The organism is Bacillus sp. Nf3 (assembly GCF_003028545.1).
Taxonomy (GTDB): Bacteria; Bacillota; Bacilli; order Bacillales; family Bacillaceae; genus Bacillus; species Bacillus safensis.
Map to the genome: position 1 here is coordinate 448,895 of NZ_PYUA01000002.1, position 20,536 is coordinate 469,430.

Consider the following 20,536-nt stretch of genomic DNA (forward strand, 5'->3'; position numbering starts at 1 on the left):
GGTGTCAGGACACGTATGCAACGATATTTTATCGACCTCACGAAAGAAGAAGTGACTACAAAGGGAGCCATCGTCATAAAAGGTGAAGATGTACATCATCTTTCCAATGTTATGCGGATGAAAGCGGGACAGGAAATCCTTTGTTTAACGACAGACGGCTTTGAAGCGCTCAGTAAAATTGATACAATAACAAAGGAAGAAGTGATTTGTCACCTTGAAAGCTGGACAAATCAGGACAGAGAACTTCCGATTCGGGTGACGATCGCAAGCGGTCTTCCAAAAGGAGATAAGCTTGAGCTCATTATCCAAAAAGGCACAGAGCTTGGCGCAAGTGCTTTTATCCCATTTCAAGCGGCTCGTTCTATTACAAAGCTAGACCAAAAAAAGTCACATAAAAAACGAGAGCGCTGGGAGAAAATCGCGAAAGAAGCAGCAGAGCAGTCCTACCGGAATATCATTCCGCGTGTTTATTCAGTATCAACGTTTAAAGAGCTGACGCAATTAGCTGGTGAATTCGATAAATGTGTCGTTGCATACGAAGAATCATCGAAAGAAGGAGAGCAAAGCCGCTTTCAAACTGTGCTTCAACAGATGAAAGGCGGACAAACCTTGCTAGTGGTTTTTGGCCCTGAAGGCGGTTTGGCAGAAAAGGAGATTGAAGAGCTTGAAACGCTTGGTGCAGTCATTTGCGGGCTCGGACCACGCATTTTAAGAACGGAAACCGCTCCTTTATATGCGCTTTCCGCTATATCTTATCAAACAGAGTTATTAAGAGGTGAATCATGATGGGAACAGTAGCGTTCCATACACTTGGCTGTAAGGTCAACCACTATGAAACAGAGGCGATCTGGCAGCTGTTTAAAGAAGCTGGCTATGAAAGAAAAGAGTATGAATCAAAAGCAGACGTATATGTCATTAATACATGTACGGTCACGAATACAGGCGATAAGAAAAGCCGCCAAGTCATTAGAAGAGCCATTCGTCATAACCCGGATGGTGTCATTTGTGTAACCGGCTGCTATGCGCAAACATCTCCAGCAGAAATCATGGCGATTCCTGGTGTTGATATTGTGGTTGGAACACAGGATAGACATAAATTACTAGGTTATATAGAAGAATTCCGCAGAGAAAGACAGCCGATCAACGGGGTTGGCAATATCATGAAAGCACGTGTGTTTGAAGAACTTGATGTTCCTGCCTTTACAGACAGAACGCGCGCTTCATTAAAAATCCAAGAAGGCTGTAACAACTTCTGTACATTCTGCATTATTCCTTGGGCACGCGGCCTTCTTCGTTCTCGCGATCCAGAAGAAGTCATCAATCAAGCACAGCAGCTTGTTGATGCAGGCTATAAAGAAATTGTGCTTACAGGTATTCACACAGGCGGATACGGAGAAGACTTAAAGGATTATAACTTTGCGAAGCTTCTGAGAGCATTAGATGAACGTGTTATTGGCTTAAAACGAATTCGTATTTCATCTATTGAAGCTAGTCAAATTACAGATGAAGTGATTGAAGTGCTTGATCAGTCAGATAAAATTGTCAGACACTTACACATCCCGCTTCAATCTGGCTCAAATACTGTGCTAAAAAGAATGCGCCGTAAATATACGATGGAATTCTTTGCAGAGCGTTTAACAAAGCTGAAAAAAGCATTGCCAGGACTTGCTGTCACCTCTGATGTAATCGTAGGGTTCCCTGGGGAAACAGAAGAAGAGTTCTTGGAAACGTACAATTTTGTCAAAGACCATCAATTCTCTGAGCTGCACGTCTTCCCTTACAGCAAACGTACAGGTACGCCAGCTGCAAGAATGGAAGATCAAGTGGATGAAAATGTGAAAAACGAACGTGTCCACCGTTTGATCGCTCTTTCTGACCAGCTTGCGAAAGAGTATGCATCTGCATATGAAGGTGATGTGCTAGAAATTATTCCGGAAGAATCCTTCAAAGAGCAAGAAGGAAACCACAATCTTTATGTTGGTTATACTGATAACTATATGAAGGTTGTTTTTGAAGGAACAGAGGACATGATCGGACGTCTGGTCAAAGTGAAAATTACGAAAGCGGGTTATCCTTATAACGAAGGACAATTCGTTCGCATCAGCGATGATGTGCAGCCAAACAAAGTGAGAATGACCTCATAATAGATAAAAAAACCGGCAGCCAAAAGGGCAAGCCGGTTTCTTTTATTTTGACTGATTCGGCATGAGACACAAGATCAATGCGTGAAAAGGGCGTATGAACGGCAAGAAGAGGAGAGAGCTTGCCACATTAAACAGCAGGCTGAAATGCGCAATCTGCTGGGCGGGTGAGCTTGCGAGAAGGGCGACAACCTCTGTGATCAGGGCGAGAAACGGAAGGCATATAAGAACACCGAGCACATTAAACACGACGTGTGCATAAGCCGTTTGACGTGCTGCGTAGCCGCCAGATATCGCAGCCATCACAGCCGTAATACATGTCCCGATATTGGAACCTAACACAAAGCTGATGCCTTCCTGAAGTGCCACAGTTCCCTCATTCATAAATCCCATTAAAATGCCGATACAGACGGAGCTCGAATGAACAATCGCTGTGAAAATGGTACCCGAAAGCAGCGCTGTCCAGTCTGAATGCTGCATCATTTCAAGAAAACGCAATGTCTCAGGCTGACTTGTCATCATCCCTGCAATTTTTGAGAAGCCTTGTATGCAAAAAAAGATCATCCCGAGCCCAAATAAACTTTTTCCTGCATGTCTAAAAGATGTTCTGCCAAAAAGGATGCATACAAGACCGGTTATGATCAAAACCCACATGAAGACATCCATTTTAATAGCGATAAATTCTGTCGTAAACGTGGAGCCGATATTGGTTCCAAGAATCATAGGGATCGATTTTTTAAAAGAGAGAATGCCTGTACTGACAAAGCCGATGACGATGACCATAAACGCCGAACTGCTTTGTAGAACCCCTGTAAACACAATGCTGACCAAGAATGCTTTGACCGGGTGATCTGTAAAGAGAAGAAGTGATTTCTCAATACGAGAGGACGCAAGCGCCATTAATCCTTTTCTCAGCAAACCCATTGACCATAAAAAAATGAAAATAAGTGCACAAAAATAAATGATCGCCATCATAGAAAAGTCCTCCTCTTACCAATGAATATATGGACTTGTCTACCTGCTCATGACGAAAATATATTTCCAAATCACTTAGTTGACCTCACACAAGGCTTATATTATAATGTCTAGGTACATGTTTTGCATGTATATCTTTTTTTAATGCAGTCGATTGGTGTATTCGGAGGGAGGGAAAGAGAATGTCAAAAACGGTCGTTAGAAAAAACGAATCGCTTGAAGATGCTCTTCGTCGCTTTAAACGCAGTGTATCCAAAACTGGAACATTGCAAGAAGCAAGAAAGCGTGAATTTTATGAAAAGCCTAGCGTAAAGCGCAAGAAAAAGTCTGAAGCTGCTAGAAAACGTAAATTCTAAAGAGGGTGGATTTTATGAGTCTTCTTGAGCAATTAAATTCTGATATGAAGCTTATGATGAAAAACCGTGAGAAAGACAAGCTTGTTGTCATTCGTATGGTAAAGGCTTCGCTGCAAAATGAAGCAATTAAGCTTAAGAAAGACAGTTTGACCGGCGATGAGGAACTAACCGTCCTTTCCCGCGAGATTAAGCAACGTAAAGACTCCCTCCATGAATTTTCGAAAGCTAATCGCTTAGATTTAGTAGATAAAGTTCAAAAAGAGATTGACATCTTAGACGTTTATTTACCTGAACAGCTTTCTGAAGAAGAACTGCAAACGATCGTGAAAGAAACGATCGCTGAAACAGGTGCTTCCTCAAAGGCTGACATGGGTAAAGTGATGAGCGCTATTATGCCAAAAGTAAAAGGTAAAGCTGATGGAGCTGTCATTAACAGACTTGTCAGCGAGCAGCTGTCTCAATAAAAAAGTATCCTTCTATTGTTAGAAGGGTACTTTTTTTATGCCCTCATGATTCTGTCATATAAAAATGAAACCTATGATACATTTGTAACGTATGTAAAGGAACAGTAAAATGGAAGAAAGAGAGGAGGGATCACCAAATAGATGAAAAAAATAAAAATTTCTATTGCTCTCTTCAGTTGTTTTATAATATGCTTGTTATTAGGGGTTCAATTGACCGCGAAATCAGCAGATCAGAAAGTTCATGTTATCCCAATTGAAGATACAGTAGAAAAAGGACTTTCTAAATTCATTGAACGATCGTTTGAGCAGGCAAAGGCGGAACGGGCGAAGCATATTATTCTCGACATCAATACACCGGGTGGTGCAGTCGATGCAGCGCTTGAGATCGCAGATACCATCCGCGCTTCTGATATCCCAGTGACAGCGTTTGTCAATCATAGAGCGCTTTCAGCCGGGGCATTCATCGCGCTAAATGCCGATCAAATTTATATGACCCCGAATGGAAAGATGGGGGCTGCTGCGATCATTGATGGAGAAGGCAATGCTGCCGATCAAAAATCTGAATCTCTATGGCTTGCTGAAATGAGTGATGCTGCCGAAAAGCAGGGGCGTGATCCAAAGTATGCTCTTGCCATGGCGGATGTAGATATAGACGCAAAAGAAGCCGGTGCACCAAAAGGGGAATTGCTCACCTTTAACACAGATCGGGCGCTTCAATTCGGGTATGCAGAAGGTGAAGCGAAAAATATGGATGACTTGCTTCAGAAGCTGAAATTAACAGACGCTTCTGTTCAATACGATGAAGTGAGCTTTGCTGAAAAGGTTGCGCGTTTTCTTACGCACCCAATCGTCATTCCGATCCTTTTATCCATTGCAAGCTTAGGATTAATTGTTGAGCTCTATTCTCCTGGCTTTGGAGTCCCGGGCACCATGGGAGTGACAGCGCTTCTTCTATTCTTTTATGGTCATCTCGTGGCAGGTTTTGCAGGATATGAGACGTTGTTCCTGTTTTTAGCAGGGATTGCACTCATCATTCTGGAATTGTTTTTGCCAGGGGGAATCGTAGGTGTCATTGGACTGATCTGTGTCGTTGTCAGCTTATTTTTAGCAGCTGGAAGCTTTACAGAAATGGCGATTTCCATCTTGATTGCCACTGCTGTTTCAATCATAGCAGTTATTTTATTGACAAAGGTGTTGGGGAAACGTATGAAATTCTTTAAAAAGTTCATTTTAACCGATTCAACCAATAAGGAAAGCGGTTATGTCTCAAATGAAACAAGAGAAGATCTTGTTGGACAAATCGCAGTGACAGCAACTGCACTTCGTCCATCTGGTACGATCGTATTCGGAGATGAGCGCATTGATGTTGTATCAGAAGGTGCATTTATCGATAAGGATGAGCAAGTAAAAATTGTGAAAGCGGAAGGCTCACGCATTGTCGTGAGGAAAGTATAGATATACTGATTTTAGAGGAGGAATAAAATGGATCCATCTACTTTACTATTATTTGTGATTATCGCAGCAGGTTTGATTGTTCTTTCGATCTTTTTCACCTTTGTACCGGTGATGCTGTGGATTTCTGCCCTAGCGGCTGGCGTAAAAGTGAGCATTTTTACACTTGTAGGAATGAGACTGCGCCGAGTCATTCCAAACCGAGTGGTCAACCCGCTCATCAAAGCACATAAAGCAGGTCTTGATGTGACGATTAACCAGCTGGAGAGCCACTATCTTGCGGGTGGTAACGTGGACAGAGTTGTGAACGCATTAATTGCAGCTCAACGCGCGAATATCGAATTGAATTTTGCTCGCTGTGCAGCCATCGACCTAGCAGGACGTGATGTACTAGAAGCAGTTCAAATGAGTGTAAACCCTAAAGTCATTGAAACACCATTTATCTCTGGTGTTGCGATGGATGGGATTGAAGTCAAAGCAAAAGCACGTATTACAGTTCGTGCAAACATCGACCGACTTGTCGGTGGTGCAGGGGAAGAAACAATTATTGCCCGTGTAGGTGAAGGGATTGTCTCGACAATCGGTTCATCAGATAATCATAAAAAGGTTCTTGAGAATCCTGATATGATTTCTCAAACGGTTCTTGGTAAAGGATTAGATTCAGGTACTGCATTTGAAATTCTCTCGATTGATATCGCAGATGTGGATATCGGTAAGAATATCGGGGCGATTCTGCAAACAGACCAAGCAGAAGCAGACAAAAACATTGCACAGGCGAAAGCAGAAGAACGCCGCGCAATGGCTGTTGCACAAGAGCAAGAGATGCGTGCGAAAGTTGAAGAAATGCGCGCGAAAGTTGTAGAAGCAGAGGCTGAAGTACCACTTGCAATGGCTGAAGCATTACGTGAAGGCAATATTGGTGTCATGGACTACATGAACATTAAAAATATCGATGCTGATACGGATATGAGAGATTCATTTGGTAAAATGACAAAAGGTCCATCTGATAATGAAAACAAATAAGCATCCTCTCACGCTGTAAGGAGGGAGCCCATTGGACATTCTATTTGAAAATCCGCTACTAATTGCGATTATCATCGGTATCATCTCTGCCGTCTTTGGGAAGATCGGCAAACAAGAGGAGAACGAAAAGCAGAATCAGCAAAAGAAGCCCGCTCCTCAGCGTAAGCCGGTGCCCCAGAAACAAACAAAGCAAACAAGTCCAGATCCAGTCGTGACGGATCAGCTGGACGATTTCGGTGATGTACATGATCATGGCGGGATGAAGAAAAAAACATCTCAGTCCTTACAAGATCGTTATACAGCTACACTTGCCGAAATGGAAGAAAGAAAAAACGAGCTGAACAAAGAGTTCCAATCGCTTGAAAGAGAGCTGACAAGGCCAAAGGCTGCATCTGCTGAAGTGAGGCCAAAAGTCATTGAGAATCTGAACCAAGATACAATTGTTCAAGGAATGATCCTTGGAGAAGTATTTGGAGAGCCGCGCGCGAAAAAACCGCATAGAACGATGAAACGGCCATATAAAAGATAAAGAAGAAAGCCCCCTTCAAAAAAGGGGGCTTTTCAGCACGCGGACAAACCCTCGCATTCGGTGTCAGTCATGCTTGCCGGTGCGCACGAATGTTCAATTCGTTCCGGTACTTGTCTTTCCTAGGGCTGCAAAGGGTTTCTATCACGCTGAAAAGAAGACAGAGGGCTAAAATAAAGATCATTTTAGCCCTTTGTCAACAATCTGGAAAGCCCCTTCATGAAAAAGGGGCTTTTTTTGTCTGATAACGATTTTTCATAAAGAAAATGCTGAAACGGCTGTTTTACGGGATTCATTAGCATGATATGAACCCCTGAGGAATAGGATGATATAGAGGCTTTCTCATCAGTCTCACCATCTTTCAGTTTGATCTCATACACATGAGGTGGGAAGGGGTTCTTATTGAATGGGAAAAAGAAAAAATCGACTTAAAGCATGGCTGACAAGAACACTTGAAATCCCTCCAGACGTGATGATGGATCTTCCCCGTATTACGATGGTTGGCAGACTCCACATTTACATAGAGAACCATAAAGGGCTTCTGCTTTTCAGTGATCAAGAGGTAAGGCTGATGCTCAAACAGGGACAATGCATTATTTCAGGGAAAGATTTTGTGATTAAAACGATTTTGCCAGAAGAGATTTTATTGGAAGGGAAAATCGATGAGGTCCGTTATATTGATTCTTAACTGACGGAGGGGAGAAGCGTGAAGAATAAATGGTTCGGCTATTTTATTGGCAGAGTGGAAGTGGAGATCAAAGGAAATGGCATTGAGCGGCTCATCAATGAGTGCACGAGGCAGGGGATCACAATGTTTCAAGTGAGCCGCCGTCAAGACAGCGTGCGCTTATTTATTCGCCTATCAGATGTACATGCCTTCAGAAAAGTACGCAGACATCATGACGTGACATGTTCATTTCATCAAAAGAAGGGCTTTCCGTTTCTACTTCTTTGGTCAAGGAAGAATATCGGATTTACCCTTGGGATTGTATGCTTTCTAGTGACGATATTGGCACTTTCAAACATGGTATGGAAAATTGATATCAAAGGAGCCAATCCAGAAACTGAACATCAAATGAGAAAGCATTTAGACGACATTGGGGTGCAAAAAGGACGTTTTCAGTTTCTAATGGGAACACCTGAAAAAATTCAAAAATCCCTGACAACCAATATTCAAAGCATCACATGGGTCGGCGTTGAACTAAACGGCACAACCTTTCAAATGAAAGTTGTGGAAAAAAATGAACCCGAAAAAGAAAAATACACGAGTCCTCAGCATATCGTCGCCAAGAAAAAGGCTGTCATCACGAGAATGTATGTAGAAAAAGGGGAGCCGCTCGCCGCGGTTGATGAACATGTAAAGAAAGGACAGATGCTTGTCTCTGGACTCATTGGCAGCGAAGATCAGCAGAAAACGGTAGGAGCCAAAGCGAAAATCTATGGTGAAACGTGGTATCGTTCTGAAGTTTCTGTCCCTCTTCGAACATCTTTTGACGTCTTTACGGGTAAAATGAAGACAAAGCACAAGCTCTCCGCATTTGGAGGCTCACTGCCATTTTGGGGCTTTTCTTTTAAAAAGGATGATTTTAAGCAGCCAAAAACAGAAACAGAAGTTCATCCGCTTCATTTCTTAAACATGCAGCTCCCATTCTCTTATGAAAAGGAAATCACACGTGAAAGTGAGAAAATAAATCGAGAATACACAAATAAAGAAGCGGTTCAAGCAGGGATTAAAATGGGTAAAAAAGAATTAGAAGAGAAGCTGGGTCAAACAGGAGAGGTGAAAAGTGAAAAAGTTTTGCACGAGACAACAGGGAATGGTAAAGTTAAGTTAATCATCCTTTACCAAGTAATAGAAGATATTGTTCAACCAACACCTATTGTTCAGGGAGACTAGAGAATGACAGAACATTTACTTGAGATTCAACAAAAATTGGATAGCCCAAACGAAGCGATTGCTTTATTTGGCAATCAAGATGCTTATCTGAAACTAATGGAAAACGAGCTGAACGTCTCCATTATTACGCGTGGAGAAAAAGTGTATGTTTCTGGTGAGGAAGCATCAAGAGATACAGTAAGCCGTTTGATCACATCTCTTTTACATCTCATCCGTAAAGGAATCGAGATATCTGAACGGGATGTCGTCTATGCCATTAAAATGGCGCAAAAAAACAAGCTGAATTATTTTGAGAATATGTATGAAGATGAAATTACGAAAAATGCAAAAGGAAAGTCGATCAGGGTGAAAACAATCGGCCAGCGGGAATATGCTGCGGCGATGAAAAAAGATGACCTGGTCTTTGGAATTGGACCAGCTGGTACAGGGAAGACGTATTTGGCAGTCGTCAATGCGGTACATTCATTGAAAAATGGACATGTGAAACGGATTATCCTGACCAGACCAGCTGTTGAAGCAGGGGAGAGTCTTGGCTTTTTACCAGGCGATCTAAAGGAAAAGGTAGATCCTTATTTAAGACCACTATACGATGCCTTGCATGATGTGCTTGGCAGTGATCATACGGAACGTTTAATCGAGCGCGGCGTGATTGAAATAGCACCCCTTGCCTATATGAGAGGCCGGACGCTTGATGATGCATTTGTTATTTTAGATGAAGCGCAGAATACAACACCTGCCCAAATGAAAATGTTTTTGACGAGACTTGGCTTTGGTTCTAAAATGGTCATTACAGGAGATATTACACAGATTGATCTGCCAAAGGGCATGCAATCAGGTCTTGCGGCTGCAAAGGACATGCTTGCAGAGATCAAGGGCATCTCATTTATTGAATTAGACCAGACAGATGTGGTCAGACACCCGCTTGTGGCGAAGATCATTGGCGCATACGAAAAGCAAAAATGAACTGAGTGACCCGATCGTCTTCATCGGGTCATTTTGTTTCGATCGTGGTTTAAAGTAAAAAAGGAGGTACTTTCCTTGAGAAAGAATCAAAAAGGCAGTAAGCGCAAAAGACTGCTGTCTAAAAAAGAACCTCAGAAAATGGAGCGCTCACGTTATTTAAATGTCTTGCTGTACGCTGCTTTAGCAGCCATTTTATTCGTGGTGCTCTTCTTCCATGTAAAGCCTGAATCGCTAGACTTAGATTTATTTTCTGTGAGCGAACAGACCATCTATTCTCCGTCAACTGTTGATGATCAAGAAGCGACAGAAGAAAAGAAACAAGAAGCAACAGATCAAGTAGAAGATCAATATACGCTCAAAAAAGCGTATTCTGATAATCGTGTAGACCTCATCTCATCCCTCTTTGAAGCCATTAAAGAAGAGAAGAAAGCAGCTGATGATAAAGAGAAAGCGCCATCAGATCAAGAAATGGTCAAGCGTGTCAAAGAAAAGCTCACAACAGATATGCAGGAAGCTGTTTCGGATCAATCCATCAAAGCACTGCTTCAGGCAAGTGATGAGAATCTCTCATTTACTAAAGATTCCATCATCACAGTGGTGAATTCACTGATGAGTAAAGAAATCACAGCAGCGAAATTACAAGATGAGAAAAAACAAGTCAAAACAGAGCTTGAAAACAATTCGATTCCATCAAAATACTTAAATGCAGCGAAAGAAATCGGTGAATTTGCGATCATCCCAAACTATGTATTTGACCCAGTGGCAACAGAGAAGAAAAGACAGGAAGCGGCTGACAATATTCAGCCAGTGCAAATTAAGCAAGGGCAAATCTTAGTTGAAGAAGGAGAGCTCATCGACCGAGAAGTTTATCGCAAATTAGAACTCACGGGTCTACTAAACAGCTCAAATTTATTTAAGCCTGTAAGTGGTCTTTTCATATTAATTGGCCTTTTCTTAGCAGCGATTATTCATTCCCTTGAATCGAGAAAAAAGTCGCTTGTCCATAAGAATAAGTCATTATTGCTCTACTCGCTTATTTTTACGATTATTTTAATTATTATGGAAGTGTTCAGTCTCTTTCAGGAAACGAAATATACAACGATAGGCTATGTTGTGCCAGTGGCACTTGGCACGATGCTGATCAAACTGCTCATTAATGAGCGGTTAGCAATCTTCTCCGGTCTTGTATTTGCTCTTTGCGGCAGTATGATGTTTAATCAAGGAGTAACCGGCGTCTTTAACTATGTGATCTGCGCTTATTATCTGATGAGCGGGATGGCAGGTATTTTATTTTTAAGAAAACATAATGCAAGATCAAAAATATTGCAGGCTGGGCTTTTGGTGGCCTTGGTGAATGTGCTTGTGGTTTTATCCATTACACTGATCCAAAACTCTTCACCATCAGGGCTTGAAATCGGTGTGAACCTCATGATGGCGATTGTGTCAGGGTTTGCATCATCTATCTTGGTCATTGGGTTAATGCCTGTTTTTGAGAGCATGTTTGGCATTCTTTCCACAATGAAGCTGATCGAATTATCTAACCCAAATCATCCGCTGCTCAAAAAGATTTTAACCGAGACACCAGGTACATATCATCATAGTGTCATGGTGGCGAATTTAGCGGATGCTGCATGTGAAGCAGTCGGTGCAAACGGTCTTTTAGCAAGGGTCGGCGCTTATTATCATGACATTGGGAAAACGAAAAGACCGCAATACTTTATCGAAAACCAAATGAACATTGATAATCCGCATGATAAGCTTTCTCCTCAGCTGAGTAAAAATATTATTATTGCCCATACGACAGATGGCGCTGATATGCTGAGAGAAAAGAAGTTTCCTGAAGAGCTTGTCGACATTGCAGAACAGCATCACGGGAAGTCTCTTTTAAAGTTCTTTTACTATAAGGCAAAAGAGCGTGATGATCAGGTGACAGAAGAAGAATTTCGTTACCCTGGTCCAAAGCCGCAATCAAAAGAAGCAGCGATTATTTCTGTGGCTGACAGCGTTGAAGCGGCGGTTCGTTCCATGCATAATCCAAATCCAGAGCGGATTGAAAAGCTTGTCAAAGGCATTATTTCGGATAAAATGCAGGACGGGCAATTTAGTGAATGTGACCTGACATTTAAAGAATTAAATATTATCAGCCAAACAATTTGTACAACATTAAAGGGGATTTTCCATTCTCGGATTGAATATCCAGATGCCCCGAAGCAGAAGGTGAAGTAAATGACATTGTTAATCGATTTAATAGATGAAACAGGACAAGTATCAAAAGAGCAGCTTGAAGAAGTGGAAAAGCTTCTTCAGTTTGCTGCAGACGAACTTGAGGTTAAGGATCAAGCGGAAGTATCAGTGACGATCGTTTCGAATGAAGAGATTCATCAAATCAATAAAGAATACCGCGGAAAAGACGCACCAACGGATGTGATCTCCTTTGCACTTGAAGAAGAAGGAGAAGGGGAGATTGAAATCATTGGAGCGGATGATATCCCGCCTGTACTTGGTGACATTATCATTAGTGTAGATCGAACGAAAGAGCAGGCGGAGGAATATGGACATTCCTTTATGAGAGAGCTTGGATTCTTAACGATTCATGGCTTCCTTCATTTGCTCGGGTATGATCATATGACAGAGGAAGATGAAAAAGAAATGTTCGCCAAACAGACAAAGATTTTGGATGATTATGGCCTTTCGAGATCATCGTAAGAAAAGAAGGCCGCTCGCCCGTTTTTTTCGGAGTTTTTACTATGCATTTAGAGGAATATGGCGAACTTTCTTGAATGAACGGAATTTTCGATTTCACACAGTCGCAGCCATCATCGTGGTGATCTGCGGCTTTTGGTTCCGCATTGACCCATTTGAATGGCTAATTGTTCTTCTTCTATGCGGGGGGATGTTTGCGCTTGAACTTGTCAATACAGCCATTGAACATACAGTGGATCTGATGACAGAAGAAAGGCACCCGCTTGCAGAGAGAGCGAAGGACGCTGCGGCAGGCGCTGTTTGCGTTTACGCCGCAATTTCGGTTATGATTGGGTTGATCATCTTCTTACCGAAGATCATGCAATAGAACAATATTACTATTTATTAACATTTTTAGAAATGGGCGTGAAAATGTCACGTGAATTATGTAAAATATAAATGTGACAGTGGTACCATTTCTTCTGAAAGTGGGAACTAGGAATGAACAAACAAGAGTTGATTTCAGAAGCAATCAAAGCAAGAGATTTTGCATATGTACCCTATTCTAAATTCAAAGTCGGTGCAGCGTTACTGTCGAATGATGGAAAAGTGTATGGCGGCTGCAACATTGAAAATGCAGCATATGGTATGTGTAATTGTGCGGAAAGAACAGCACTTTTTAAAGCCTATTCAGAAGGCATTACATCTTTTCAAATGTTAGCAGTGGTGGCTGATACAGACCGTCCTGTTTCGCCGTGCGGCGCATGCAGACAGGTCATTTCAGAGCTATGTGCACCTGACATGCCAGTGATTCTAACGAACTTAAAAGGACATATATACGAAACAACAGTAAACGAACTATTGCCAGGAGCATTTTCACCGGAGGATTTAAATGACTAACGAAAGCTTCAAATCAGGATTTGTATCAATTATTGGAAGACCAAATGTAGGGAAATCAACTTTTCTTAATCGTGTTATTGGACAAAAGATCGCCATTATGAGCGATAAGCCCCAAACGACGCGAAACAAAGTGCAAGGTGTCCTGACAACGAACACATCACAAACGATCTTTATCGATACACCGGGGATTCATAAACCTAAGCATAAGCTTGGTGATTTTATGATGAGGGTGGCTCAAAATACACTGAAGGAAGTCGACCTGATCTTATTTATGATCAACGCACAGGAAGGCTATGGCAAAGGTGATGAATTCATCATTGAACGACTAAAGCAAACATCTACACCGGTGTTCCTTGTCGTGAATAAAATTGACCAAATTCATCCAGATGAACTGTTCCTTTTAATTGATGAATACCGCACACGTTATCCATTCAAGGAAATTGTGCCAATTTCAGCTCTTGAAGGGAACAATATCGACACGCTTCTTCAGCAGATTGAAGGTTATCTTCCAGAGGGCCCTCAATTTTATCCGGCAGATCAAGTAACAGATCATCCAGAACGGTTTATTATTTCTGAATTAATTCGTGAAAAAGTGTTGCATTTAACGAGAGAAGAGATTCCGCACAGTATTGCGGTTGCGATTGAATCGATTAAGCCAGATGAAAATGGCAAGATCCATGTCGCGGCAACCATTGTTGTAGAACGTGATTCACAAAAAGGGATCGTCATTGGTAAACGAGGCAGCTTGTTAAAAGAAGTGGGACAAAAAGCGCGCAGAGATATTGAAGCACTTCTAGGCTCAAAAGTGTATTTAGAGCTTTGGGTCAAAGTTCAGAAGGACTGGCGTAATAAATCCACTCACCTTCGTGACTTCGGATTTAGAGAAGACGAATATTAAAAAATCGCTGCATTTGTCAGCAAATCTGACAATGGTGCGGTTCGATTAGTAAAAATTGTTTATCATGAAATGGAGGTAGCCTGGTCAAGATAAAATTAATATGTTGGATGTAGCGTTGCTGCTTCTAATAAAGAAAGGTGGGGTTTTTATGTTGAATTTTACATGGAACGTATTTTCACAAACAGGAAGCGTTGACACGTATCTGCTTTTCAAAGAGTTAGAAAAGGAGAACCTGGAAAGACCCGATGTACTTGAAGAAGAAATAGCACGATTTGATTTTCCAATTTTATAATTCTTGACCCCCTCCAGCGCTCGGAGTGTAGACAAATGCTCATTAAAAGTGAAGGAATCGTCCTTAGAACAACAGATTATGGCGAAACAAACAAAATTGTCACGCTGCTCACTAGAGAACATGGAAAAATTGGCGTGATGGCAAGAGGCGCAAAAAAATCAAACAGCCGCCTGTCAGCCATAAGCCAGCCGTTTTTATACGGCACCTTTCTTATCCAATCATCAACAGGACTTGGAACGCTCCAGCAAGGCGAAATGATTGAAAGTATGCGGGCCATTCGGGAAGACTTATTTCTGACCGCATATGCCGCATATATGACGGAATTGATTGATAAAGGCACAGAAGAAAAAAAGCCAAACCCTTATTTGTTTGAGCTTCTGCTTCAATCTCTGCGTCATCTCAACGAAGGCACAGATGCTGATATTATTTTATTTATCGTAGAGGTTAAAATGTTATCAGTGATGGGGATGAAGCCTGAACTTGATCAATGTGTTCACTGTGGTCAAAAAGAAGGGCAGTTCCATTTCTCGATAAGAGATAACGGCTTCATTTGCCAAAATTGTTTTTCGAAAGATCCATATAAACTGCCCTTATCCCCCGCAGCTGCAAGGCTGCTCCGTTTGTTTCATTATTTTGATTTATCAAGGCTTGGTCAGGTTGATGTGAAGCCTCAGACGAAACAAGAAATTCGTCAAGTGCTTGATCACTACTATGACGAATATTCCGGCCTCTATTTAAAATCAAAAAAATTCATGAATCAGATGGAATCCATGAAAAAGCTAATGGGTGACGAAAACAAAAGTTGACATCTCCCATGACTTTTTGTAAGATCATCTAAGATAAAATATGTTGCATTGACAGAAAGAAGTACTTACGTAAAATCCATAAAAGCGACCTTAGGGCGGTGTGAGCTAAGGATGGAGGCGTAACGAAAGGCATTCTTGAGCAGCGTAAAACAAAGCGGCTGGATGCTACGACACCAGCAAATAGGGTGGAACCGCGGGAAAAACTCTCGTCCCTATGTTTGCAAAGAACCTTGCGAGCATAGAGACGGGAGTTTTTGTGTTCTCTTACAAGGTTCTAATCCCACCCGCCATACATAGCGGTTGGTGTAGAAAAGATGGAGGTGCGATCATTGAATATTCAAGACATGATTTTGACGCTGCAAAAGCATTGGTCAAATGAAGGCTGCGTATTAATGCAGGCGTATGACACAGAAAAAGGTGCCGGAACAATGAGTCCATACACGTTCCTCAGAAGCATCGGCCCAGAGCCGTGGAAGGTAGCATATGTAGAGCCTTCAAGACGCCCGGCTGATGGCAGATATGGAGAAAACCCAAATAGATTGTATCAGCATCATCAATTTCAAGTGATCATTAAGCCATCACCTGACAATATTCAAGAACTATATCTTGAATCATTGAAAGCACTTGGCATTGACCCGCTGAAACATGATATTCGTTTTGTAGAAGACAACTGGGAAAACCCATCTCTTGGCTGTGCAGGACTTGGCTGGGAAGTATGGCTTGATGGGATGGAAATTACGCAATTCACGTATTTCCAACAAGTCGGCGGCTTAGAATGTAAGCCCGTTTCTGTTGAAATCACATACGGTATTGAACGTCTTGCTTCTTACATCCAGGACAAAGAAAATGTCTTCGATCTTGAATGGACAGACGGATTTACGGTCAGAGATTTATTCTTAATGGCTGAATATGAGCACTCTGTGTATACATTTGAAACATCTAATACTGACATGCTGTTCGAGCTATTTACAACCTATGAGAAAGAAGCACACAGTCAAATGGACAAAGGACTTGTTCACCCGGCATACGATTATGTCCTCAAATGCTCTCATACGTTTAACCTGCTCGATGCAAAGGGCGCTATTTCTGTGACTGAGCGAACTGGTTATATCGGAAGAGTACGTCAGTTAGCAAGAAAAGTAGCCAAAACCTATTATGAAGAACGCGAAAAATTGGGATTCCCTATGCTAAAAGAGGAGGCGGCTTCTCATGAATAAACAAGATGTATTACTTGAGATCGGCTTAGAAGAGATGCCGGCTCGTTTCATGCCAGAGAGCACAAAACAGCTAGGTGAGAAAGTAAAAGCATGGTTTGAAACGCAAAATATTTCATTTGAAGAGACTGCTTTATTCAACTCACCAAGACGTCTTGCTGTACTTGTGAAAGGTGTCGCAGAAAAACAAGAAGACATCAAAGAAGAAGCAAAAGGCCCAGCTAAAAAGATTGCCCAAGATGCTGAAGGCAATTGGACAAAAGCTGCTGAAGGCTTCGCCCGGGGCCAAGGTGCTTCAACAGATGATCTCTATTTCAAAGAGATCAAAGGAGTGGATTATGTCCATGTCCAAAAGTTTCAAGAAGGGAAGCAAGTCAAAGACCTTCTCCCAGCGTTAGGTGAGATCGCTGCTTCATTAAGCTTTCCAAAGAATATGAGATGGGGAAGCGAAGATTTACGCTATATCCGTCCGATTAAATGGATTGTTTGTTTATTTGGACAAGAGATTGTACCTGTTGAAATTGCTGGGGTGAAAAGCGGTCGTGAAACAAGAGGACATCGTTTCCTTGGTACGACAGCCAGCATTGACTCACCTGCTTCTTATGAACAAACTTTGCGCGATCAATTTGTGATTGCAGACTCAGATAAAAGAAAACAATTAATTACTGAACAGCTAAATGCGCTATCTTCAGAAAAAGGCTGGGTCATTCCTGTTGATCCTGAACTTCTAGAAGAAGTGAACGATCTTGTAGAATATCCAACTGTGCTGTCTGGTTCCTTTGAAGAGGAGTTTCTTGCATTGCCGGAAGAAGTATTGGTGACAACAATGAAAGAGCATCAACGCTACTTCCCTGTGAAAAATGAGCAAGGAGAATTATTGCCGCATTTTATTACAGTCAGAAATGGAAACAGTGAGGCGCTGGAAAATGTCGCAAGAGGGAACGAAAAAGTACTTCGCGCACGTTTATCAGATGCTGCATTCTTCTATAAAGAAGACGAAAAACTAGTGATTGAAGACAATATTAAAAAGCTTGATAAAGTGGTATTCCATGAGAAACTTGGAACAATCGGCGACAAGCTGAAGAGAGTGACAGACATTGCAACCCGTCTAGCGGCGCATGTCGGAGCAGATGAAGAAACAACAAAACGTGTGGCTAGAGCAGCAAGTATTTCGAAGTTTGACCTTGTGACTCAAATGGTCTATGAATTCCCTGAATTACAAGGAATCATGGGTGAGAAATATGCAAGAGCTCTTGGTGAGCATGAAGAAGTGGCAAGAAGCATTAACGAGCATTATATGCCGCGCTTTGCTGGTGATGAGGCGCCGTCTACTTTGATTGGTGCGATTGTGGCAGTAGCAGATAAGCTCGACTCTATTTGTTCATTCTTCTCAATCGATGTGATTCCTACAGGTTCTCAAGACCCTTATGGACTTAGAAGACAAGCGAGTGGTATCGTTCAAATCCTGCTCGACCGTCATTGGAATATTTCATTTAAAGAGCTGTTAGCACTTGCTCAAGTAAAAACAGATCATGAAGCTGCTCTAATTGAATTTTTAACGCATCGTTTAAAATATGTTCTTCAAGCAGAGCATATCCGCCATGATGTTGTTGATGCAGTGCTTGATGTTGAAAATATTGAGCCATATGCAGTTGTCAAAAAAGCAGCTGTTCTTGAAGAGAGTGTAAAACAAGAAAGCTTTAAAGAAACGGCTGAAGCATTGGGACGCGTCATTTCAATCAGTAAAAAAGGCGAAGACACAGAGATTCAGCCTGAACTGTTTGAAAATGAACATGAGCAAAAGCTGTTTGAGGCGTATCAGCAAGTAGAGAAAGCTGTCAAGGAACATGTAGCAGCAGGACAATACAGCTTGGCACTTGAGGCGCTGGATACGTTAAAAACACCGATCGTTCATTATTTCGATCACACAATGGTTCATGCGGATGATGAAAAACTGAAGCGAAATCGGTTGGCACAGATGGTCAAACTAGCCAAAGTGATTCAATCATTTGCGAATATGAACAATTTAATTGTAAAATAAATACCTAAGAACGGTTGCCTTTTCCGAAGGGCAATCGTTTTTTACTCATTTAATTCACGGTTTTTGAGTGGATTTTTGTTTCATTCGGACAAAGATGCGCTATAATATGATGAGTTATGAAAATGATATACATAAAATAAAGATTTCGCTCTCTCTATTTAAAGGTGGTGAGTACAATCGAGTTAAATAAACGGCAAGAGCAGATTTTACAGATTGTCAAAGAGAATGGTCCGATCACTGGAGAGCATATCGCCGATCGGCTGAACTTAACAAGGGCGACCCTCAGACCGGATTTAGCCATTTTAACAATGTCAGGCTTTTTAGAAGCAAGACCAAGGGTCGGCTACTTTTTCACAGGAAAAACAGGCACGCAGCTTCTCGCAGATAAGCTGAAAAAACTTCAAGTGAAAGACTTTCAATCCATTCCAGTGGTGATACATGAGAATGTTTCGGTTTATGATGCGATTTGTACGATGTTTTTAGAGGATGTGGGCACATTATTCGTTGTGGATGATCACTCTATTTTAACAGGCGTATTATCAAGAAAAGACCTCCTTCGCGCAAGTATAGGGAAACAGGAGCTTCCATCTATCCCTGTCCATATTATTATGACAAGAATGCCGAACATCACCGTTTGCCGCAAAGAAGATTTCATTATGGATGTGGCGAAGCACTTGATTGAAAAGCAAATAGATGCACTTCCTGTGATAAAAGATACGGAAAAAGGCTTTGAAGTGGTCGGAAGAATCACGAAAACAAACATGACGAAAATACTTGTCAGCTTATCGGAGAACGAAATAATCTAATGACAGAAGACTGCGAGGGGATGTTATGAGTAATCGCGTAATTTTTGTGGTATCAGATTCAGTAGGAGAAACGGCAGAGCTCGTGGTCAAAGCGGCACTTAGCCAATTTGATGGCGGCTCATCAGACCATTCAAATATTAGAAGAATCCCGTATGTAGAAGATGTTGGTACGATTAAAGAAGTCATTTCACTGGCGAAAGCAGATAATGGGATCGTCTGCTTTACTCTTGTTGTGCCAGAAATGCGCCAATTCTTAATCGAGGAAGCAGAAGCAAACGGTGTCGTTTATTATGACATCATCGGTCCACTCATTGATAAAATGGAGACGGCATACGGAAATGAAGCGAAACATGAGCCGGGTCGTGTACGTCAATTAGATGAGGACTATTTTAAAAAGGTAGAAGCCATCGAGTTCGCTGTGAAATACGATGACGGCAGAGACCCAAGAGGTATTCTAAAGGCTGATATTGTGCTCATTGGTGTATCACGCACGTCCAAGACACCATTATCTCAATATTTGGCGCATAAACGGCTGAAGGTAGCGAACGTACCAATTGTACCTGAAGTTGATCCGCCAGAAGAGTTATTTTCAGTTGATCCGAAGAAATGTATCGGTTTGAAAATTAGTCCAGACAAACTAAATCATATTCGCAAAGAGCGTTTAAAATCTCTTGGTTTAAATGATCGCGCTATTTATGCGAACATTGAGCGGATTAAAGAGGAACTAGAGTATTTTGAAAAAGTGGTTGACCGTATTAACTGTCAAGTCGTTGATGTATCGAATAAAGCAGTTGAGGAAACGGCAAATGTCATCCATCAAATGCTGACCAAAAGAGGTTCCGAATAAACTCAGGATGCTCCTCCTGGGTTTTTCCTATGGGGGGAAACGGGTAAACAAAAACAATAGCATATTTGCTGCATTTGTATTATAATAAAAAATTGTGATAAAATGATTGATTTTAGGTTTAAGTTAAGTCAAGAACGAATAAACTAATATTGGCAGAAGTCAAGTGATTCTGAACATAACTTTTCGACAAAATGAGTTTTACTGTTGATTGCTTTATGGGGGAAAAGTATGGTCTTTTTGCTTCTCTAAAGCA

General features: G+C 41.6%; 22 protein-coding genes and 1 other annotated feature. Of the genes, 21 read left to right on the forward strand and 1 reads right to left on the reverse strand.

Features of this window, described 5'->3' with window-relative positions; all coding sequences use genetic code 11:
• The first annotated feature begins 15 nt into the window (after positions 1–15).
• Both C9414_RS07070 and mtaB read left to right on the forward strand, forming a co-directional pair.
• Entirely contained in the window at positions 16–786 is a 771-nt protein-coding gene (locus C9414_RS07070) for a 16S rRNA (uracil(1498)-N(3))-methyltransferase (protein WP_064497621.1), read from the forward strand.
• Positions 786–2,144: a tRNA (N(6)-L-threonylcarbamoyladenosine(37)-C(2))-methylthiotransferase MtaB gene (gene mtaB / locus C9414_RS07075; RefSeq protein WP_107163344.1), complete on the forward strand. Its 1,359-nt coding sequence runs from the start codon at positions 786–788 to the stop codon at positions 2,142–2,144. The genes C9414_RS07070 and mtaB overlap by 1 nt, the downstream gene beginning before the upstream one ends.
• 42 nt (positions 2,145–2,186) lie before the next feature.
• On the opposite strand, the gene C9414_RS07080 is transcribed toward mtaB, so the two are convergent.
• On the reverse strand, positions 2,187–3,116 hold the full coding sequence (locus C9414_RS07080; RefSeq protein ID WP_107163345.1) for a Na/Pi symporter: 930 nt from the start codon (positions 3,114–3,116) through the stop codon (positions 2,187–2,189).
• A gap of 182 nt (positions 3,117–3,298) precedes the next feature.
• On the opposite strand from C9414_RS07080, the gene rpsU reads away from it, so the two are divergent.
• From rpsU to C9414_RS07175, 19 genes are all read left to right on the forward strand, one after another.
• Complete coding sequence (gene rpsU, locus C9414_RS07085; protein ID WP_003152957.1) at positions 3,299–3,472, forward strand: 30S ribosomal protein S21; 174 nt, start codon at positions 3,299–3,301, stop codon at positions 3,470–3,472.
• Between the two features lie 14 nt (positions 3,473–3,486).
• Positions 3,487–3,936: a GatB/YqeY domain-containing protein gene (locus C9414_RS07090; RefSeq protein WP_041086254.1), complete on the forward strand. Its 450-nt coding sequence runs from the start codon at positions 3,487–3,489 to the stop codon at positions 3,934–3,936.
• A 141-nt stretch (positions 3,937–4,077) separates the two neighbouring features.
• Positions 4,078–5,391 carry an NfeD family protein gene (locus tag C9414_RS07095; protein ID WP_058839062.1) on the forward strand — a complete coding sequence of 438 codons (1,314 nt, stop codon included), beginning with the start codon at positions 4,078–4,080 and terminating at the stop codon, positions 5,389–5,391.
• A gap of 27 nt (positions 5,392–5,418) precedes the next feature.
• Complete coding sequence (gene floA, locus C9414_RS07100) at positions 5,419–6,411, forward strand: flotillin-like protein FloA (RefSeq protein ID WP_024423026.1); 993 nt, start codon at positions 5,419–5,421, stop codon at positions 6,409–6,411.
• Between the two features lie 31 nt (positions 6,412–6,442).
• A complete protein-coding gene (locus C9414_RS07105; protein ID WP_107163346.1) occupies positions 6,443–6,940 on the forward strand; it encodes a hypothetical protein in 498 nt (165 codons plus the stop codon).
• Positions 6,941–7,343: 403 nt separating this feature from the next.
• Positions 7,344–7,625 carry a sporulation protein YqfC gene (gene yqfC, locus C9414_RS07110; RefSeq protein WP_012010618.1) on the forward strand — a complete coding sequence of 94 codons (282 nt, stop codon included), beginning with the start codon at positions 7,344–7,346 and terminating at the stop codon, positions 7,623–7,625.
• Between the two features lie 18 nt (positions 7,626–7,643).
• Complete coding sequence (gene yqfD / locus C9414_RS07115; RefSeq protein WP_058839064.1) at positions 7,644–8,834, forward strand: sporulation protein YqfD; 1,191 nt, start codon at positions 7,644–7,646, stop codon at positions 8,832–8,834.
• A gap of 3 nt (positions 8,835–8,837) precedes the next feature.
• Positions 8,838–9,797 carry a PhoH family protein gene (locus C9414_RS07120; RefSeq protein ID WP_024423023.1) on the forward strand — a complete coding sequence of 320 codons (960 nt, stop codon included), beginning with the start codon at positions 8,838–8,840 and terminating at the stop codon, positions 9,795–9,797.
• Between the two features lie 114 nt (positions 9,798–9,911).
• Positions 9,912–12,023, forward strand: coding sequence for an HD family phosphohydrolase (locus C9414_RS07125; protein WP_390275287.1), 2,112 nt, complete (start codon positions 9,912–9,914; stop codon positions 12,021–12,023).
• Entirely contained in the window at positions 12,024–12,503 is a 480-nt protein-coding gene (gene ybeY / locus C9414_RS07130) for an rRNA maturation RNase YbeY (protein WP_024423021.1), read from the forward strand.
• Positions 12,481–12,867 (forward strand): diacylglycerol kinase family protein, encoded by a 387-nt coding sequence (locus C9414_RS07135; protein ID WP_024423020.1) that lies wholly within the window; start codon positions 12,481–12,483, stop codon positions 12,865–12,867. The genes ybeY and C9414_RS07135 overlap by 23 nt, the downstream gene beginning before the upstream one ends.
• A gap of 113 nt (positions 12,868–12,980) precedes the next feature.
• Positions 12,981–13,379 (forward strand): cytidine deaminase, encoded by a 399-nt coding sequence (locus tag C9414_RS07140; protein WP_008356263.1) that lies wholly within the window; start codon positions 12,981–12,983, stop codon positions 13,377–13,379.
• Positions 13,372–14,277, forward strand: coding sequence for a GTPase Era (era, locus tag C9414_RS07145; protein ID WP_007501305.1), 906 nt, complete (start codon positions 13,372–13,374; stop codon positions 14,275–14,277). The genes C9414_RS07140 and era overlap by 8 nt, the downstream gene beginning before the upstream one ends.
• A gap of 148 nt (positions 14,278–14,425) precedes the next feature.
• The gene (locus C9414_RS07150; RefSeq protein WP_003217288.1) at positions 14,426–14,569 is read left to right on the forward strand and encodes a YqzL family protein; all 144 of its coding nucleotides are present in this window, start codon (positions 14,426–14,428) and stop codon (positions 14,567–14,569) included.
• 35 nt (positions 14,570–14,604) lie between these two features.
• Positions 14,605–15,375 carry a DNA repair protein RecO gene (gene recO, locus C9414_RS07155; RefSeq protein ID WP_047202320.1) on the forward strand — a complete coding sequence of 257 codons (771 nt, stop codon included), beginning with the start codon at positions 14,605–14,607 and terminating at the stop codon, positions 15,373–15,375.
• Positions 15,376–15,414: 39 nt separating this feature from the next.
• Positions 15,415–15,592, forward strand: a binding site (T-box leader).
• 112 nt (positions 15,593–15,704) lie between these two features.
• Positions 15,705–16,592, forward strand: coding sequence for a glycine--tRNA ligase subunit alpha (gene glyQ, locus C9414_RS07160; protein ID WP_012010611.1), 888 nt, complete (start codon positions 15,705–15,707; stop codon positions 16,590–16,592).
• Complete coding sequence (gene glyS, locus C9414_RS07165) at positions 16,585–18,630, forward strand: glycine--tRNA ligase subunit beta (RefSeq protein WP_107163347.1); 2,046 nt, start codon at positions 16,585–16,587, stop codon at positions 18,628–18,630. The genes glyQ and glyS overlap by 8 nt, the downstream gene beginning before the upstream one ends.
• Before the next feature lie 167 nt (positions 18,631–18,797).
• Positions 18,798–19,436, forward strand: coding sequence for a transcriptional regulator CcpN (gene ccpN / locus C9414_RS07170; RefSeq protein WP_039180035.1), 639 nt, complete (start codon positions 18,798–18,800; stop codon positions 19,434–19,436).
• Between the two features lie 25 nt (positions 19,437–19,461).
• Positions 19,462–20,283 (forward strand): pyruvate, water dikinase regulatory protein, encoded by an 822-nt coding sequence (locus C9414_RS07175; RefSeq protein WP_008342399.1) that lies wholly within the window; start codon positions 19,462–19,464, stop codon positions 20,281–20,283.
• The last annotated feature ends 253 nt before the right edge of the window (positions 20,284–20,536 follow it).

Bases quoted from the DNA above. Each gene is read 5' to 3' on its own strand.
- C9414_RS07070 (WP_064497621.1), top strand. From the start codon at position 16: ATGCAACGATATTTTATCGACCTCACGAAAGAAGAAGTGACTACAAAG.
- mtaB (WP_107163344.1), top strand. From the start codon at position 786: ATGGGAACAGTAGCGTTCCATACACTTGGCTGTAAGGTCAACCACTAT.
- C9414_RS07080 (WP_107163345.1), bottom strand. From the start codon at position 3,116: ATGATGGCGATCATTTATTTTTGTGCACTTATTTTCATTTTTTTATGG.
- rpsU (WP_003152957.1), top strand. From the start codon at position 3,299: ATGTCAAAAACGGTCGTTAGAAAAAACGAATCGCTTGAAGATGCTCTT.
- C9414_RS07090 (WP_041086254.1), top strand. From the start codon at position 3,487: ATGAGTCTTCTTGAGCAATTAAATTCTGATATGAAGCTTATGATGAAA.
- C9414_RS07095 (WP_058839062.1), top strand. From the start codon at position 4,078: ATGAAAAAAATAAAAATTTCTATTGCTCTCTTCAGTTGTTTTATAATA.
- floA (WP_024423026.1), top strand. From the start codon at position 5,419: ATGGATCCATCTACTTTACTATTATTTGTGATTATCGCAGCAGGTTTG.
- yqfC (WP_012010618.1), top strand. From the start codon at position 7,344: ATGGGAAAAAGAAAAAATCGACTTAAAGCATGGCTGACAAGAACACTT.
- C9414_RS07120 (WP_024423023.1), top strand. From the start codon at position 8,838: ATGACAGAACATTTACTTGAGATTCAACAAAAATTGGATAGCCCAAAC.
- ybeY (WP_024423021.1), top strand. From the start codon at position 12,024: ATGACATTGTTAATCGATTTAATAGATGAAACAGGACAAGTATCAAAA.
- C9414_RS07135 (WP_024423020.1), top strand. From the start codon at position 12,481: ATGGCCTTTCGAGATCATCGTAAGAAAAGAAGGCCGCTCGCCCGTTTT.
- C9414_RS07140 (WP_008356263.1), top strand. From the start codon at position 12,981: ATGAACAAACAAGAGTTGATTTCAGAAGCAATCAAAGCAAGAGATTTT.
- era (WP_007501305.1), top strand. From the start codon at position 13,372: ATGACTAACGAAAGCTTCAAATCAGGATTTGTATCAATTATTGGAAGA.
- C9414_RS07150 (WP_003217288.1), top strand. From the start codon at position 14,426: ATGTTGAATTTTACATGGAACGTATTTTCACAAACAGGAAGCGTTGAC.
- recO (WP_047202320.1), top strand. From the start codon at position 14,605: ATGCTCATTAAAAGTGAAGGAATCGTCCTTAGAACAACAGATTATGGC.
- glyS (WP_107163347.1), top strand. From the start codon at position 16,585: ATGAATAAACAAGATGTATTACTTGAGATCGGCTTAGAAGAGATGCCG.
- C9414_RS07175 (WP_008342399.1), top strand. From the start codon at position 19,462: ATGAGTAATCGCGTAATTTTTGTGGTATCAGATTCAGTAGGAGAAACG.